Genomic DNA, 17024 nt, shown 5'->3' on the forward strand with positions numbered 1-17024 from the left:
ACTATAAGCATTATAAATTATACTTGGAGGTTAATATGTTACGACGTATTGTAGCAGCGACTATGATTGGTGCTTTGGCACTCACATCAGGTTGCGCATTTCATAATCCCTTTGCCAAGAAGGCAGAGCCTGTAACCTATGAAGCGGTGGTGCAGAGTGAGCTTTCACCAGAAGAAAAGGTAGATAAGCTTGTGGCTAATATGTCCGATGCAGACAAGGTAGGCCAGCTGTTGATGATTGGTATTCATGGCACAACCTTGAATGATGATGCGAAATTTATGCTCAATAAATATCGAGTGGGTGGCATTATCCTGTTCGACCGCAACATGGAGAGTAAGGAGCAGGTGAAAACGCTCATTACTGATATTAATAAGGCCGGTAAAAGTGCGGGTCTTACGCCATTGTTCATCGGTATCGACCAAGAGGGCGGCGCCGTGGCGCGTATGGAGGACAAGTTGATTAAGGTGCCCCCTGCAGAAGAGCTGGGTCAAGGTTCTGTTGACCATGCAGCAAATCTAGCCAAACAAGTAGGGACTGAACTTAAGGACCTTGGATTTAATATTAATTTTGCGCCTGATGCGGACTTGGGATTAACCTATGGTCGCTCATATAGTACGAATCCCGATCAAGTCGTGAAGTTTGCAGGTGCGGTAGGCAAAGCTTATGACGAATCTGGCCTATGGTATTCGTACAAGCATTTCCCTGGCATTGGTAAAACCGATGTAGATTTACATGCAGACACTAGCGTGGTGCCTGTGTCTAAAGATATGTTACTCGCTGAGGATTCAAAGGTATTTGTAGACCTTATTAAACAGTCGAAACCGAATACGTATATGATTATGGTATCCCATGCGATGTATCCACAAATCGACCCTGATCATCCGTCTAGCTTATCCAAGAAAATCATCACTGATTGGCTTCGTAAAGATATGGGCTATAACGGCGTCGTCGTTACCGATGATATGGACATGGGCGCCCTTGCCAAACACTATACCTTTGGCGATATGGCTGTTCAATCCATCCAAGCTGGCAGTGACATTTTACTCGTATGCCATGAGTATGAACATATGCAAGAGGCCTATAATGGGCTTATGAAAGCCGTCAAAGATGGCACTATTTCTAAGGAACGCCTTGATGCATCGGTGAAACGGATATTGCTTATGAAGATGAGCCATGGTTTATAAATACTAGGTTAATCCATAGTATATAGTGTATTCATAACAACGTATTTATCCCCTCATACAGGACTTTTTGATACCGATAGAGAATTACTAAGTATAGTTATTCTCTATCGGTTTATTTTTTATTCGTTAGGAGTGAAGTATATGTCCCGGAGAATTATGTTGAACGGCACGTCGTATTTTGGGCAAGGTGCGATTCAGGAGATTGTAAACGAAATTAAGAATCGCCATTTTAAAAAGGTTCTCGTTACATCTACGCCTGATTTATTTGAGTTTAAGGTTGCTACGAAGGTTACGGATTTGCTTGATGCGGCAAGCATTGCTTACGATGTATATGACAATATTAAGCCGAATCCAACCATTGAAAATGTAACATCTGGTGTGGCTGCTTGTAAGGCGGCTGGTGCTGATGTGATCGTTGCTGTAGGCGGTGGCAGTGCTATCGACACGAGTAAGGCTATTGCTACGATTATGACAAATCCTGAATTTAGCGATGTGCGTAGTCTTGAAGGCTTGGCGCCTACAAAACATCCTTGCTTGCCGATTATCGCTGTGTCTACTACATCCGGTACGGCAGCAGAGGTTACCATCAACTATGTTATCACTGACGTGGAAAAGAACCGCAAATTTGTTTGCGTAGACCCTCATGACATTCCAATTATCGCTATAATCGATCCTGATATGTCCGCGTCCATGCCAACCGGCCTATGTGCTTCTACGGGGATGGATGCCCTCGTTCATGCCGTAGAAGGGTATATCACGAAAGGTGCTTGGGAATTAACAGATATGCTTCATTTGAAAGCTATCGAAATCATCGGCCGTTCCTTGCGCAGCGCAGTGGCTGGCGAATATGCAGGTCGCGAAGCGATGTCCGTAGGCCAATATATTGCGGGCATGGGTTTCTCTAACGTAGGCCTTGGCATCGTTCACTCTATGGCCCATCCATTGAGTGCTGTGTACGACATCCCTCATGGTAAGGCTTGTGCTATGTTATTAACAGCAGTATTGAAATTCAACGCCCCTGAAACAGGTGCTAAATACCGTGAAATTGCACGCGTTATGGGCGTGCCTAATGTGGATGCTATGGATGAAAGCACCTACCGTCAGGCTGCCATCGACGTTATCCAAAAACTAGCCGATGATGTAGGCATTCCTAAATCCCTCAGCGAAGCTGGCGTAAAACGCGAAGATATTCCATTCTTCGCAGAATCTGCTTTCAACGACGCATGTACGCCAGGTAATCCACGAGATGTAACCATTGATGAAATCATTGGTATTTATGAATCTATATTCTAATTAAGTGTAATCAATAACAATATGGTACAGCATCTATATGATGAATCATTACTCATATAGATGCTGTTCTTTATCTTATGAAATTCTTCTACAAGGGAATTCTTGAAAAAGTAGGAAACGGAAAGTATACTAGTTATAAATATACTGATACGTATGTAGCGGAGAAACTTCGTTTAGAACGGATGACAGAGAAATCGTTATTGCCGTCCATTTAGAGAATCCTACATAGATTAGACTGATATTCGATATATTTTCCACGAGGAGGAGAATGCATGAAACTATGGAAACTAAATAAACGCAGCTCTACCTTGGCAGATATGTCGATGAACCGGATACTACTATCTGAACTCATTGCTAAAGGGGCCTTAGTAGGTATCATTGCAGGATTTTTTGGCGCTGCCTATCGATATTTAATCCTCGAGTCTGAGCATATCAGGTGGCATCTAATGGGCGATATTTCTATCGAATGGGCCATAGCTTGGCTCATTGCCATGGTAGTGTTTGCTTTTATTATCGATCGATTGTTGACGTGGGCGCCATTATCTGGCGGTTCCGGTATTCCTCAAATTGAAGGGGAAATGCTCGGTTTATTCGACATGAAGCCATATCGCACGCTTATTTCAAAGATGATTGGCGGCGTACTAACCGGCTTTGCTGGATTTTCCGTGGGCCGTGAAGGGCCAGCGGTGCAAATCGGCGGCTCTGCCGGTAAAATTGTGTCGTATTGGATGAATTCAGGCCTACGTGAACAACGCATTCTTACATCGGCTGGTGCCGGTGCAGGCTTAACTGCTGCCTTTAGTGCGCCTGTGTCGGGGGCTATGTTCGTCTTTGAAGAGGTGCATAAAAGCTTTTATCCGTACCTCGTCATTCCTACCTTCGTGGCTACGCTCATATCGAACTACATTACGGTAACTATCTTTGGCCTTACGCCGGCTCTCGGATTTTCCGTAACTTCAGGGATGCCGCTTGATTATTTTCCGGTTCTGCTCGGTGTAGGTATTTTAATGGGGCTCTGCGGTGTATTGTTTTGCCGCATGATATTTGCCTTTAAGCGTTTCTTCGAGTGGCTCAAGTGTTCTCGCTTTCTAAAGCTTGTGCTTACCTTTGTAACCGTCGCCGTTATCGGCTTTGATTCCCAGCTCTTGTTGGGCGGTGGCAATGATTTGGTAGGTCAACTGGCCTTTCAGTCTCATGGCGTATTGCTCCTAGGCGGCATTGTGCTAGGCAAAATTTTGCTCACTACCTTCTGCTATGGCAGCGGCGCACAGGGCGGCATCTTTCTACCGATGCTTGTTATCGGTGCATCAGCCGGTGCTTTTTGTGAAAGCCTGCTTTCATCCATGGGATTAATAGCTCCAGATTTTGTACCTCAATTTGTTCTTTGTGCCATGGGTGGCATGCTAGCGGCCGCTATGCGTACCCCAATTTTGGCGATTTTACTCGTTCTTGAAATGACGGATAGCTTTTCTAACATCTATGCCATCGGTATTGTTACCATCGTGGCCTACTTGGTGGCAGAACTCTTAAAAGAACCACCTATTTACGATTCCTTATTACAAGCTATGACAGGTCAAAGCAACCTAGAAAATGTTCAAACCTTTTTCCAAACCAAGGTGCCTGTAGTGGCATCCTATGTTGATACACAATTGCAAGACCTCAACTTGCCAGAGGGGACGTTAATTGTAAGCATTCGCCGGAATGGAACATACATCGTGCCTCTAAACGATGTAAAACTACAACCGGGCGATGAACTACAAGTATCGTGCGAACGAGGACGATTAAAAGCAGCAAAATCATATTTCCAATCTAATTAGTATTAAATCGTTTTGGACTGAGGTCCTACTAAAAAAGCCTCCACCGGCCGGGTCTGACTTCGGCCTGCGGCCTTCGCAGGGCCAAAGTCGATTTCTTCAGAGGGACCTCGCGTTTTCGTCTTAAATCTAACATAGATTGGAAATAGGATTTTGCTGTATTATTACAGGGAGTAGAGGAAGGGACCCGAAGTCGTTTTTTCGAGGCAGCTCACCTTTTTTATTTCTTCAATTATAGATTGGAAATATGTTTTCTCTGTTTTATTGTGGAGAAGTGTAAGGGGGGGCTAAAAGTGACTTTGGCCCTGCGGAGCCCGAAGGGCGTAGTCAGACCTGGCCGGTGGAGCTTTTAGCGCCCCCTTACACTTATCTCCCTTTAGTTTTTCTGTTATACTTACTATATATACAACAGGAGGTGCCGATATGAAGACGTATTCTTTTCCGTATGATTATAAAAGTGTAGATGTGTCTATTGATGAGCGGTTTGTGCAAGGGGTTCTTGTGTCTAATGCGGCGGCGTATAAGGCGGAGAAGAGTCCAGCTGAGCTTGTTGAGGAGGCGCTTGATCATCCGATTAATAGTCCGTCTCTTGAAGCATTGGTTGAGGGCAAACGCAATATGGTTATCATTACGAGTGACCATACGCGTCCTATGCCTAGTAAGGTGACGTTACCAATTTTGCTCCGTCGCATTCGCGCGGTGAATCCGACGATTGATATTACGATTTTGATTGCCACTGGCTTTCATCGGGCTATGACGCACGACGAGATGGTGCATCGGTTCGGCGAGGATATCGTGAATAACGAAAAACTCATCAATCACGATTCTGAGGATGCGGCTAATATGGTAGAAATCGGCACGTTGCCATCTGGCGGCAAGTGCGTCATCAATCGTTTGGCGGTGGAAACGGAATTACTCATCTCCGAAGGGCTAATTAATCCTCATTTCTTCGCGGGCTTCTCGGGCGGCCGCAAATCCGTGTTGCCTGGCGTAGCATCCAAGGTGACGGTGTTGGCTAATCATTGTGCCGAATTTATTGAAAGCGAGCATTCCCGGACCGGTAAAATCGATGAAAATCCGATTCACAAGGATATGTTGTACGCTGCACGAAAAGCGAATTTGCAGTTCATCCTAAATGTTATTATCGATAGTAAAAAGGAAATTATTAAGGCTGTAGCTGGTGATTGTGTAGATGCCCATAAGGAAGGTTATGAGTTTATTCGTTCCTTGTCTTCTGTGAAAGCTATTCCTGCAGATATCGTTATTACAAGTAATGGTGGCTATCCATCTGACCAAAATTTATATCAATCCGTAAAGGGGATGACGGCTGGCGAAGCATCTTGTAAGGATGGCGGTGTTATCATCATCGCTGCTTCCTGTAAAGAAGGACATGGGGGACAAGCATTATATGAGGCTTTCAAAAATATGGAAAGTCCTCAAAAAATCCTAGATGATATCCACGGCGTACCTCGTAATGAAACTAAACCATACCAATGGAAAATTCAAATTTTAGCGCGTATTTTGAATCACTATAAGGTTATCGTTGTGACTCAAGATTGCGACCATCAAGTCATTCGCGATATGCACATGACACCTGCGTCCACATTAGATGAAGCATTGTGTATCGCTCGTGGCATTATGGGCGAGGATGCATCGATTACTATAATCCCTAATGGATCTACAGTGATTGTAGAATAGTTACGTCTATTGTATTTTTACAATGGAAAGTCCTTTACGTGGTAGTGTAGGAGTGTGATTATGTCTGATAATATAGTTTTGTTTTATTTATTTTTTATTGTAGTTGGTTTTTTTACCGCTATGTTTGGAACGATAATTGGCGCGGGTGGAGGCCTTGTATTTGTACCATTATTTATGTATTGGTTCCCAGAATGGTCTCCATCTATGATTGTGGGAACATCGCTATTTTCTGTTATGTGTAATGCCATTTCTGGGTCATTAGCATATTTACGGCAGAAAAAGGTGTATGTTAGCGCTGCACTTATATTCAGTATTTCCACATTCCCAGGTGCTATTTTAGGTGCTCGTATGTCTGGATGGTTCACTGGTAATGGATTTATGTTTGCCTTTGGCTGTTTTATGCTATGTGCTTCATTCTTGATTGGTTTTAAGAACTTTGGTAAAAAAGGAGAGCGTAAAGAAGAATCTTTGACTAAAGATCAAGTGACGTACAATAAACCAATCGGTATTGCTATTAGTGTTATCGTTGGTTTCATCTCTAGTATTTTCGGTATCGGCGGTGGGCTAGTACACGTGCCTGCTCTGATTTACATCATGGGATTTCCCACACATTTAGCAACCGCTACAAGTCATGCTATTTTGGCCGTATCCACGTCAGTTGGTGTTATTACCCATTTTGTAGAAAACCATATCGTATTTAACATTGCTATCCCTGCCAGTATCGGTGCCATATTTGGGGCCCAAGCAGGCGCTCAAATAGCAAAACGCCTCAGAGCTAAGGCTATCTTGGCACTTATGAGCATCGGCGTATTTGCATTGGCTATTAAATTGATTATTGGCTCTGGGATATTGTTTTAAGTAGGATAGATATTCATATACATTGCTTTTTAAAATTAGTACAGGCCTGTTCTAATTTATATGGAGGCCTATATGTGAGGCTTTTAGAATTAGAACACGCCTGTTCTAATTTATAAGAGCACTTAAATATGATGCTTTTACAAATAGAACACGCCTGTACTAATTTATAAGAGCACCTAAATATGATACTTTTACAAATAGAACACGCCTGTTCTAATTTACAAGAGTACCTATATAGTCTAAACATAAGAAAAATATATAAAAGGGCTGTAACAGAAATGAGATTACCTCATTTTTGCTACAGTCCTTTTGTCTGTGCTTTTTAGCATCTATTCCTAAAACGCATAACTAATTTATATTGATAATTCCTAATGTATAATATACAGGATACTAGGGAAATTCACATAAATATTCATATATTGGTGTAGATCTGTATTCATGCTACATACCTCTTAATCCCCATGAATACACATATTGATAGGGGATACCCATAAGGGTTTTTATAAGTGGTTATCATATATTTTTATTGATGTGTGTTCCTAGGAAATGCACTTGTTTTTTTGGTAAATGAAATCAACTTTCAACTAAGATACATTTTGTATTGTGTATCTATAGAATTTATATTTCATATACAATTTATGCATAATGGTAGCGACCGAAATGAGAACGGCGTATACTAGTTATAAAAGAAATTTTCCTAAGGATAGGATTGGAGGCTTTTCAAGTGAGTATATTAGTTAAAGATTATGATCGTTTTGCCAAAGAGGCGCAAGCGATTTGTAAGGATCGTGTTTATACAGACCGTCTGCGCCGTTATGCGTATGGTGTAGATGCATCTTGTTACAGTTATTTACCAGAAGTAGTGGTAAAAGCAGAAAACGAATCCGAAGTACGTCGTCTTATTCGTTTGTGTCAACAATGTGGCACACCATTTACATTCCGTGCGGCTGGCTCTTCTTTGTCTGGTCAATGTTCCAGTGAAGACGTGCTTATCGTTTGTAATGATGGCTTCAAAAAAATGGAAGTTATCGACGATGGCAAAGCATTGCGTTGTGAATGTGGTGTTATCGGTTCCGATGCGAATGATTTGTTGAAACCATATAATCGTAAAATCGGTCCAGACCCTGCAACTCTTGCAACAGCATTGGTAGGCGGTATTTTGAACAATAACTCCTCCGGTATGTGCTGTGGTACTGCACAAAACTCTTATAAAACAATTCGCTCTATTCGCGTTGTCTTATTAGATGGTTCCATTTTGGATACATCCGATAAAAAGAGCATCGATCAATTCCTCAAAGAAAAACCACAAATGGTTGAAGATATTTTGCAATTGCGCAAAGAAATCTTGGCTGATGAAGAGTTGACTCATTTGATTCATCACAAATATAAAATCAAAAATACTACAGGTTACGGTTTGAACTCCCTTGTAGATTTTGAAGATATCATCGATATTATCAATCACTTGTTCATCGGTTCCGAAGGTACATTGGGCTTTGTATCTGAAATCGTGTACAACACTGTTGAAGATGTACCTCACAAAGGTTGCGGTCTCATGTTCTTCAGCACATTGAACGACGCATCTCTTGCCGTTGTAGCCTTGGCTAATATGGGCCGTGAAAAGGTTGTTGCTGCTGAAATGATGGACTATCAATCCTTAAAAGCAGTTCAAACTCTAGATAATGTACCTGATTTCGTTCGTGAAGTTCCAGAAGGTACAAGTGCTATCTTGTTCCAAACTGAAAGCTATTCTAAAGAAACTGTTGATAAAAACTTGGCTTTCATTAAAGAACAATTGAAAGACATTCCAACAGCTATTCCAAGTCTTTATTCTCAAGATCCTAAAGAATACGATTCCTGGTGGGCAATCCGTAAAGGTATCTTGCCAATCGTTGGTGGTCAACGTAGAAAAGGTACTACTGTTATCACAGAAGACGTTTGCTTCCAAATCGAAGACTTTACTAAGGGCATCGAAATGCTTACTGAATTATTCCACAAATACGATTTCGTTGATGGTGGTGTAATCTTCGGTCATGCGTTGTCCGGTAACGTTCACTTTAACATTACTCCTGATTTCAGTGACCCTAAAGATACTAAGAACTTCGGTGATTTGGTAAAAGAAATGTCAGAACGCGTATCTGGTTTTGGTGGTTCTTTGAAAGCCGAACATGGTACAGGCCGCATGGTGGCACCTTTCATCGAAATGGAATGGGGCCGCAAAGCGTACGAAATCAACCGTCGTATCAAAGCTATCTTTGACCCTACTCGCATCTTGAACCCTGATGTTATGATTACTGACGATCCAGATGTGTACAAGAAAAATCTTAAAGCACAATGTGTTATCGATGATGCTTTCACAATCTGTATGGAATGCGGTTTCTGTGAAAAGAACTGCCCTAGCCGTAATTTGACATTGACACCACGCCAACGTATCGCATTGTTGCGCGAAACTAAACGCCTTGAAAATGAAGGCAATTTCGCTGTTGCAAACGAACTTAAAAAAGGTTATGAATATTTCGGTGTTGAAACTTGTGCTGCATGCTCCATGTGTAAAGGTCTTTGCCCACTTAGCATCGATACTGCACAAATCGCATTATCCATGCGTCGCATCGATCCACCAGCACCTGGTTTGGCTAAGAAAATTTACGACAACTTCTCCAGTACTCTTGAAATGTGCCGTGCCGGTGTAAGCCTTGAAGGCATTGCTGGTGCTATTATCACACAAAAAGCAATTTCCAAAATCACTGAAGGTTTACATGGCGTAACTGGCGTAACACCTTATGTACCTAAAACAACACCTAAGGCTAATCGCTATAAATTGAAAAACCGCATTAAACCTACTAACTTTGAAAAGGTTGTATACTTCAGTACTTGTGCGAACCGTGCGTTCCGTCAAAACCAAGGTTATGATGATCAACGCAGCTTGCAACAAGTTGTTGAAAGCCTCTGCAATAAGGCTCAAATCGATATTATCTATCCTGAACATATCGAAAACCTCTGCTGCGGATTGAGCTTTGAAAACTACGATGACGTACATGAACGGGCTGTAAAAGATTTACACGATGCGTTGATGAAAGCATCTCAAAATGGTAAATACCCAATCGTTATCGACCATAGTGCATGCTTCAACCATGCATTCAAACACATGCCAGATTTAGAAATTAATGATATTTCTGAATTCTTATGCAAATTTGTAGTACCTCGTCTAGATATTACAAAATGCGATGAACGCGTTATTGTTCATAAACAATGTAAAATCAAAGTATTGGGCAAATCTCAATACATTGAAGACTTGGCACGTCTCTGCTCTGACAATGTATTCAATATTAAATCCTTCGCATGCGATGGCTTTGCTGGTCAAAAAGGTTTCTTCACACCAGAACTCAATAAATGTGCTACAAAAGACCTTGCTAGTGAAGTTTCCGAATACGGTGCTACACTTGGCGTAAGTTCCAGTTCTACCTGTGAAATTGGTCTTGGTGAAAGCGGCGGTATCCCATTCGTAAGCGTAGCGTACTTATTGGATCGTTGCTCTAAGGCTAAAAAATAAGGAATATTCAAAAATTTAATAGACTAAATAAAAATAGAGTGCTAACATTTTTATATGATGTTAGCACTTTGTTTTGTTGGCGTGTTTGTATTTATTGTTAGATATTTATTTTCTAATAAATATGGTATACTATATTTATTAGTAGAGTGTATGAAATTACCTACAATACAACAAATAAAGGACGAGTGGCAGCTCGTCCTTTTTCTTATATTATTATGCTATGCATCTTGGAGATTATTTAAGAATGGAATATATGATATGAAAAGAATTTTGCCTATACTTACATTACTTATATTTATTAGTGGTTGTGGAGTAAATCAGAATACCAATAATAGTAATACAGAAAGCAATGCTAAGAGTTCTAGTATATCCATTCAAGACAGTAGCAAAATGACTAATCTAGATAGCCACTTAACTGTCGCTAAGCAAGCCCTATCGTCTGGTGATTATAATAAAGCCATCGAGGAGGCAACAGCTTCTATTAAGAATAATCCAAATAATGCAGACGCTTATTCGATTCGTGGCTTTGCTACGGCTTTAAATGGAGATACTACTAAAGGCATAGCAGATACTAAAAAGGCCTATGATTTAGATCCTAATAATGTGGCTAATTACTATAATATGGCCATGGTCTATAAGCTACAAGGTCAATTACCTGAGTCTAAACAATGGTTTGAAAAGGTATTAGAAAAGGACCCTAATAATACCTGGTCTGTGTATGGTATTGCTACCATTTATGCAGACCAAGGGGATGATACTAAGGCCCTTGATTGGCTTGAAAAAGCAATTAACATTGATGCCTCTGTAAAGGCTGTTGCTGCTGAACAAGATCATTTTGAACGGTTTCACAATAATGCGCGATTTAAAACATTAGTAGGATTATAGTCTTATAAAACTCGAAAAGGCTAGATTATTGATAGTAATGGGATTGTCACAATGGATAGTAAACAGATGATTCGCCTTATTTTAAAAGTGGTAGGATTTATATATTGGTTTGTTTTTCTATACCTTGGTTGTCTAATGGTCATGGACTGGTCAGGGTTTATGTCACAACATAATATAGAAACACCTCTATTCTTTACATACTTAGTGTTTGTAGGTTGTTTTGTAACGCCGTATATTATGCTGTACTGGAAGAAGCTGAATCCTAATGCGAAAGCTCCATTTTTGGTGCGCCATCTCTCCGAATATATGGCGCGATTAGAGGATCGTCATAGTATATGGTTTGATGTATTATATGTACTAAAATTATTGCTCTATTTCGTAATAATTCTGTGGATGCTTTGTATCATATTACTCACCTTAGCAGTTATTGCGTGGACAGTACTCCTAATTTTGCTGAGTAATTAATGATGTGAATTTACATTGTTTTCTCTACTAACGCTTCTTGTAAAAGCTGGGAGAAATTGATACCTTTCGCTAGGGCTCTATCGTTAAGCCACGCAGGAATGGTTAAGGTTTTCTTTACGGATTTACTATTTGTAGCTAAATCAATATCTGTTTGCACTAATGTAGGATAAGTTGTATCCGTACAAGGTAAGTTACGTATAGATGTAGGTGTAGGTAAGCTTTCGCCATCTTCTAAGGCACCTAAAATATACAGTTCCATCGCCTCTTGTGCATTAGTTACGAGTTCTGTCAGTGTTGAGCCCGTACTACTTGTATATTCTAAGTCTGGAAACTCAGCCCAGAAACCATCAGTATCATCATGGATTATGGCAGGGTATATAAACTTCATAGGGCCTCCTTATTTAAGTAAATCTTTATCTTTCATATTCTCTCCTTACATAATAACACGTGTACACGTATAAAACCATTGTTAGGAGTTATTTCTTATTATTTATAATGGGTATATAATTAGAATATATAAACTAAGCTGTATATTGATGAAAGGAGAGAATTCATCATGAAACCACTTGGCAAAAGGATGGCAATGGCTGTGTTGTGTGCACTAACGCTGACATCACCTTTGTTTTTGAGCGGTTGTAGTATGTCAGAGCTATGGCAGGGCACTGAGCAGAGCCGTAAGGAAATAGCACAGCGGTCGGAACAGGATAAGGTACAATTATTTAATCAATATGTGAAAGCCATAAGCCGATATAATCGCATGGCTGTTATGTTTGATTATGCGAATACACCGACGATTAATGATTTAAAAGCAGGTAAGCATTTAACTGTATTTAATACACCGAACTTTAAACAGTTACAAAAAGAATTAGAAGAAGCTAAGCAAGCCGGTATTCCTTATGATGAAATGAAGGAGCCCCTAGATAAGTTGCTTTCAAAATTGAATGAAATCACACCGGTAGCCGAAGAACTGGATGCATACTATAAATCTAAAGAATACACCACAGATAACTATGCTAAGGAACAGCAATTAGGTCCAAAATATGTACAGTTGTATGAGCAATTTGTGCCTATCTATGCAGATTTTGATAATCTGATGCATAAAATCAACCTCGATCGATTGCAACAACAGTTACAACAATTGCGCGATGCAGGTAAGAAAAACGCAGCCGCAGCACAAGAGGTTCATTTGAGACTTACCGCTGTTCTTGAAAAGTTAGATAGTGAAAAACAACTGGATGTGAATGCCATGAATCAAGAGTTACAAGCTATTGGCGATTTGTCTAATGGCATTACTAACTCTAACTATGACACTGTTAAGACCTCTGTAAACTCTACGATTGGTGCTATCCGGACTTATATGGGTTCGAAACAAGATAAGGACTATACTCGTATGATTGAGGCTTATAACCATTATATTTCTAATATGAATACGACAAATATGAATGAATTAGATTAATAAGATCTGAGTTCATTTACGTTAGACTCGTGTAAAACGAACACATAAAAAGCTGTATTAAATGAGAATTTCATTTGCTACAGCTTTTTTGTAATGTATTCTATTTTTTTATCTTAATACGTGTCGTCATTTGATTAGATAGGGTGAACAATACGAGTGCCACCCAGATACAGCCGAAGGCTATGAGTTGGGCTGTACCAAAGCTTTCACCAAAGTAGAAGATGGCCAAGAAGAAGCCCATGGTAGGGGACAGGTATTGTAAAAAGCCGAGTATGTTAAGTGGCAATAGGCGGGCACCGTATGAAAAGAGGATGAGCGGAATCGATGTGGTAAGGCCGGCACCGATGAGGAGAAGACCGGTCGGTGTTAGGTTTTCGATAAAGGTCCACGAGGTGGTGTCTATAGCCGCTAAATACCATAATGCTATCGGTGTGATGAGCCATGCTTCGAAGGCGATGCTCGAGAATGGATGGATGGTGAGTCGTTTCTTAACGGCGCCGTAGAGGCTAAAGGATACGGCTAGGATGATAGAGACGATGGGCAATGTACCTAGTTGAACAGTCATGATGGCCACACCTAAGAATGCGATGGCAATACTTAGCTTTTGTGGCCAAAGTAATCTTTCTTTATAGATTAGGATACCCAGCAATACGTTGAGCAATGGATTGATATAATAGCCAAGGCTCGTGTCGAGTACGTGTTGGTTTGTAACGGCCCAAATGTAGGTGAACCAGTTGATGCTTATAAGTATAGCAGCCAGTAATAGTAGGCCTAATTGCGTAAGATGGGTGCGTAAAAGTTGTATGTCCATACGCAGTTGTTGGCGCCCTGTGGCGATGACGAGGAAGAACATCCAAAATCCGGACCAGATGATGCGGTGCGATAATACGGAAAAGGATGATACTTGGTTTAAAAGCGCCCAATAGAGGGGCAACAACCCCCAAATTAAACAGCACAGCAATGTGGTGCTGAGCCCCTTTTTGTTTATTTCGTTCATAATACGACCTCCCACTAGTAGAATTATTATAACATGGTGGTAGTATAGCAGTAGCAAATTATAGAGGTGATTTCTCTAAATTGCACCTATGCATTTTTATCATTCTATATATGCGTTAGTTATAACTTGAAATTTGCTACTTATGATTAACTGTTATGTTCATTGACTTTGTGCATATTTTTACACTATATTGGACTTAGAACAACGAATATAGAGAATAGGTGTCGCAAGACTTAATAGAGAAATCGGTACAAGCCGATGCGGTCCCGCCACTGTAAGGACGAGCCTGCTTTCATACATGTCACTGGAGCAATCTGGGAAGGCGAAAGCAAGGTGTTGAGCCCGAGCCAGGAGAACTGCCTATTTGATAATCACCGTTATGTACCTACGAGCGATAGGAAGGGGATTGAGGTATACTTTTTACAATAGTTTTAGTGTACCATTCAATATGTAACCTAACGTGTCACTCTCGGGTGGCACGTTTTTTTATTTGCCACGCTAGAGGGTCGTTCATATATGGCATAGGCTTAATAGTTTGACTGGAGATCCATCATCATGATGGATATATATTTGGCACCTATGGAACTCATATACGAAGCAACTCACTGGTACGGTGCGCTGTTCCCCCTGTATGGTTTCAAGTTGAAAAGGAGGCACATATATGTCTGACAAAAAGACTTCAAAGGACACTGAACGCGATTTACTGGCGCCTGTATCCTTTGATGAGTTTGAGAAACCTACGTATGAACGATGGCAGGCTGAGGTTGAAAAGGCGTTAAAAGGTGGCGATTTCCATAAAAAAATGTTCACCAAAACCTATGAAGGTATTACGTTACAACCTATCTATACACCTGCATTGCATCAGGAAAAGATTCCAAAGGGCGTTTATCCTGGCGCTGGCGAGTTCCTACGTGGCACGAAAGCAAGCGGCTATATCAAAGATTCTTGGGGTGTATCTCAATATGTTGATGAATCCTTACCGAAGGATGCCAATCATGCAAGTTTATACGAAATTGTGAAAGGTGGCACTATTCACAACATTCGTCTTGATGAAGCAACACGCCATGATCAAGATGTGCAAGTAGGCGCATCTGTTGGTGTAGGCGGCACATCCTTGTATACGATGGCCGATTGCAGCCAATTAATTGAACGATTTAATCTTAAGGAAAATCCTTTATACATTGAAACTGGCGCATCTGCAGCGATTTTGCTCGGTATGTTGTCGGCTACTGTGAAAGCTTCTAAAAAGCAAACATCCGATTTGAAAGGTCTCGTTGGTGCAGATCCTATCGGCGTGTGGGCTAAAGACGGTGCATTGCATATGTCTTTAGATACTGCTTTTGATGAAATGGCACATACTGTTGTATGGGCCAAGGATCAAGCACCTGAGCTTAAAACCGTGCTTGTATCCGGTGATGTATACGCTAATGGCGGTGCCAACGATGTGCAAGAGGTTGCCTATGCATTGGCAACAGCTGTTTGCTACGTGCGGCAATTAGCACAACGCAACATCGATATTCATACCATTGCTAAGAGCATGATGTTTACATTCTCCTTGGGTGCAAACTTCTTCATGGAAATTGCTAAATTGCGTGCGTTGCGCGTGCTTTGGGCTCGCATTATGGAGGCCTTCGGCGCTGGTGAAAGCGACCGTGCCGTTCATGTACACGGCAGAACATCTGCTTTCACAAAAACCGTATACGATCCATATGTAAACTTGTTGCGTAATACAACACAAGCATTCTCTGGTGTTGTAGGTGGTCTCAATAGTCTTGAAGTTTCTCCATTTGATCAACCAATTCGCAAATCCGATGAATTCTCTCGTCGTATTGCCCGTAACATTCAAGTTATGTTACAAACTGAATTCGAATTGCGTCAACCAGTTGATCCTGTAGGTGGTTCTTGGTATGTAGAAACATTGGCAGCGGAATTATGCGAAAAAATTTGGGATGAATTCCAAACTATCGAGTCTAAAGGTGGCATTATCGCTGCCTTGAAGGAAGGTTATCCTCAAGCGCAAGTTAAAACAATTCTTAATGAACGCTTTAAAAACCTTGCATTCCGTAAGGATGTAGCGGTTGGTAATAACATGTACGCTAATATGACGGAAGAATTGCTTGATCCAAAACCTGAAAATCAAGAAACATTGCGTCAAAAACGGGTAGCTCATCTCGAAGAATACTTGGCAACTGCAGATTCAGAAGCGGTTGTAAAAGCCCAATCTACACTCGAAGCAAGCACAACAGAGCCAGGTGCATTGATTGGCCTTATCGAGCTCGGTGCATTGCAAAAAATGACAATGCGTCAAATCCGTAAGGCTTTGGATGCGGGCGATATTTCCTCCGAAACAATCGAACCTATTACGGCTCATCGTTGGACGGAACAATTTGAAGCTCTTCGTATGCGTACGGAAAATTATAAACAACGCACAAAAGATAATGTGAAGGTATTCTTGGCTAATATGGGCCCTATTCCTCAACATAAACCTCGTGCGGACTTCTCCACAGGCTTCTTTGAAGTAGCGGCGTTCGAAGTAATCAAAAATGATGGTCATGAAACAACGGCTGATGCGGCTAAAGCAGCTCGTGAAAGTGGCGCCGATGTGGTAGTTATCTGTTCTACAGATGATACGTATCCTGAATTGGTTCCACCACTTGCGAAAGAATTGAAAGAAACTATGCCGAATGTAACGGTTATTTTGGCAGGGGCACCTTCTAAGGACCTAGAGCCTGTATATCGTGAAGCAGGTGTAGATGATTTCATCTCTGTTCGCGCAAACTGCTACGCTATTTTAAATACGTTACAAGATAAGAAAGGGATGTGAGCT

Annotated in this window: 12 protein-coding genes and 1 riboswitch; of the genes, 10 read left to right on the top strand and 2 right to left on the bottom strand. The window is 41.1% G+C overall.

Going from position 1 to position 17024, the window contains the following annotated elements; translation table 11 throughout:
- The first annotated feature begins 35 nt into the window (after positions 1–35).
- The 8 genes from HMPREF1151_RS00210 to HMPREF1151_RS00245 all read left to right on the top strand — a co-directional run bounded on the left by HMPREF1151_RS00210 (position 36) and on the right by HMPREF1151_RS00245 (position 11744).
- On the top strand, positions 36–1184 hold the full coding sequence (locus HMPREF1151_RS00210) for a glycoside hydrolase family 3 N-terminal domain-containing protein (protein ID WP_009660671.1): 1149 nt from the start codon (positions 36–38) through the stop codon (positions 1182–1184).
- A gap of 141 nt (positions 1185–1325) precedes the next feature.
- On the top strand, positions 1326–2477 hold the full coding sequence (fucO, locus tag HMPREF1151_RS00215; protein WP_038141029.1) for a lactaldehyde reductase: 1152 nt from the start codon (positions 1326–1328) through the stop codon (positions 2475–2477).
- A gap of 272 nt (positions 2478–2749) precedes the next feature.
- The gene (locus HMPREF1151_RS00220) at positions 2750–4294 is read left to right on the top strand and encodes a ClC family H(+)/Cl(-) exchange transporter (protein ID WP_009660663.1); all 1545 of its coding nucleotides are present in this window, start codon (positions 2750–2752) and stop codon (positions 4292–4294) included.
- A 420-nt stretch (positions 4295–4714) separates the two neighbouring features.
- Positions 4715–5989 carry a nickel-dependent lactate racemase gene (gene larA / locus HMPREF1151_RS00225; RefSeq protein ID WP_009660733.1) on the top strand — a complete coding sequence of 425 codons (1275 nt, stop codon included), beginning with the start codon at positions 4715–4717 and terminating at the stop codon, positions 5987–5989.
- Between the two features lie 60 nt (positions 5990–6049).
- Positions 6050–6847, top strand: coding sequence for a sulfite exporter TauE/SafE family protein (locus HMPREF1151_RS00230; protein WP_009660612.1), 798 nt, complete (start codon positions 6050–6052; stop codon positions 6845–6847).
- Positions 6848–7571: 724 nt separating this feature from the next.
- Positions 7572–10394, top strand: a complete 2823-nt coding sequence (locus HMPREF1151_RS00235; RefSeq protein WP_009660688.1) for an FAD-binding and (Fe-S)-binding domain-containing protein — start codon at positions 7572–7574, stop codon at positions 10392–10394.
- Positions 10395–10652: 258 nt separating this feature from the next.
- A complete protein-coding gene (locus tag HMPREF1151_RS00240; RefSeq protein ID WP_038141032.1) occupies positions 10653–11279 on the top strand; it encodes a tetratricopeptide repeat protein in 627 nt (208 codons plus the stop codon).
- A 141-nt stretch (positions 11280–11420) separates the two neighbouring features.
- Positions 11421–11744, top strand: a complete 324-nt coding sequence (locus HMPREF1151_RS00245; RefSeq protein WP_232197992.1) for a hypothetical protein — start codon at positions 11421–11423, stop codon at positions 11742–11744.
- A 10-nt stretch (positions 11745–11754) separates the two neighbouring features.
- Here HMPREF1151_RS00245 and HMPREF1151_RS00250 read toward each other — a convergent pair whose 3' ends face one another.
- Positions 11755–12132: a type II toxin-antitoxin system HicB family antitoxin gene (locus HMPREF1151_RS00250; protein WP_009660634.1), complete on the bottom strand. Its 378-nt coding sequence runs from the start codon at positions 12130–12132 to the stop codon at positions 11755–11757.
- A 168-nt stretch (positions 12133–12300) separates the two neighbouring features.
- On the opposite strand from HMPREF1151_RS00250, the gene HMPREF1151_RS00255 reads away from it, so the two are divergent.
- Positions 12301–13200, top strand: a complete 900-nt coding sequence (locus HMPREF1151_RS00255; protein ID WP_009660603.1) for a DUF3829 domain-containing protein — start codon at positions 12301–12303, stop codon at positions 13198–13200.
- Between the two features lie 100 nt (positions 13201–13300).
- Here HMPREF1151_RS00255 and rarD read toward each other — a convergent pair whose 3' ends face one another.
- Positions 13301–14197: an EamA family transporter RarD gene (rarD, locus tag HMPREF1151_RS00260; protein WP_009660645.1), complete on the bottom strand. Its 897-nt coding sequence runs from the start codon at positions 14195–14197 to the stop codon at positions 13301–13303.
- Between the two features lie 202 nt (positions 14198–14399).
- Positions 14400–14576: riboswitch (cobalamin riboswitch) on the top strand.
- 282 nt (positions 14577–14858) lie between these two features.
- On the opposite strand from rarD, the gene HMPREF1151_RS00265 reads away from it, so the two are divergent.
- The gene (locus HMPREF1151_RS00265; RefSeq protein ID WP_009660721.1) at positions 14859–17021 is read left to right on the top strand and encodes a methylmalonyl-CoA mutase family protein; all 2163 of its coding nucleotides are present in this window, start codon (positions 14859–14861) and stop codon (positions 17019–17021) included.
- Positions 17022–17024: the final 3 nt, after the last annotated feature.

The sequence above is a fragment of the Veillonella sp. ACP1 genome (assembly GCF_000286635.1).
GTDB classification, from domain to species: Bacteria; Bacillota; Negativicutes; order Veillonellales; family Veillonellaceae; genus Veillonella; species Veillonella atypica.

Coding starts and splice junctions, on each gene's coding strand:
- larA (WP_009660733.1), top strand. CDS start 4,715: ATGAAGACGTATTCTTTTCCGTATGATTATAAAAGTGTAGATGTGTCT.
- HMPREF1151_RS00255 (WP_009660603.1), top strand. CDS start 12,301: ATGAAACCACTTGGCAAAAGGATGGCAATGGCTGTGTTGTGTGCACTA.
- HMPREF1151_RS00230 (WP_009660612.1), top strand. CDS start 6,050: ATGTCTGATAATATAGTTTTGTTTTATTTATTTTTTATTGTAGTTGGT.
- HMPREF1151_RS00245 (WP_232197992.1), top strand. CDS start 11,421: ATGGACTGGTCAGGGTTTATGTCACAACATAATATAGAAACACCTCTA.
- HMPREF1151_RS00265 (WP_009660721.1), top strand. CDS start 14,859: ATGTCTGACAAAAAGACTTCAAAGGACACTGAACGCGATTTACTGGCG.
- HMPREF1151_RS00210 (WP_009660671.1), top strand. CDS start 36: ATGTTACGACGTATTGTAGCAGCGACTATGATTGGTGCTTTGGCACTC.
- fucO (WP_038141029.1), top strand. CDS start 1,326: ATGTCCCGGAGAATTATGTTGAACGGCACGTCGTATTTTGGGCAAGGT.
- rarD (WP_009660645.1), bottom strand. CDS start 14,197: ATGAACGAAATAAACAAAAAGGGGCTCAGCACCACATTGCTGTGCTGT.
- HMPREF1151_RS00250 (WP_009660634.1), bottom strand. CDS start 12,132: ATGAAGTTTATATACCCTGCCATAATCCATGATGATACTGATGGTTTC.
- HMPREF1151_RS00240 (WP_038141032.1), top strand. CDS start 10,653: ATGAAAAGAATTTTGCCTATACTTACATTACTTATATTTATTAGTGGT.
- HMPREF1151_RS00220 (WP_009660663.1), top strand. CDS start 2,750: ATGAAACTATGGAAACTAAATAAACGCAGCTCTACCTTGGCAGATATG.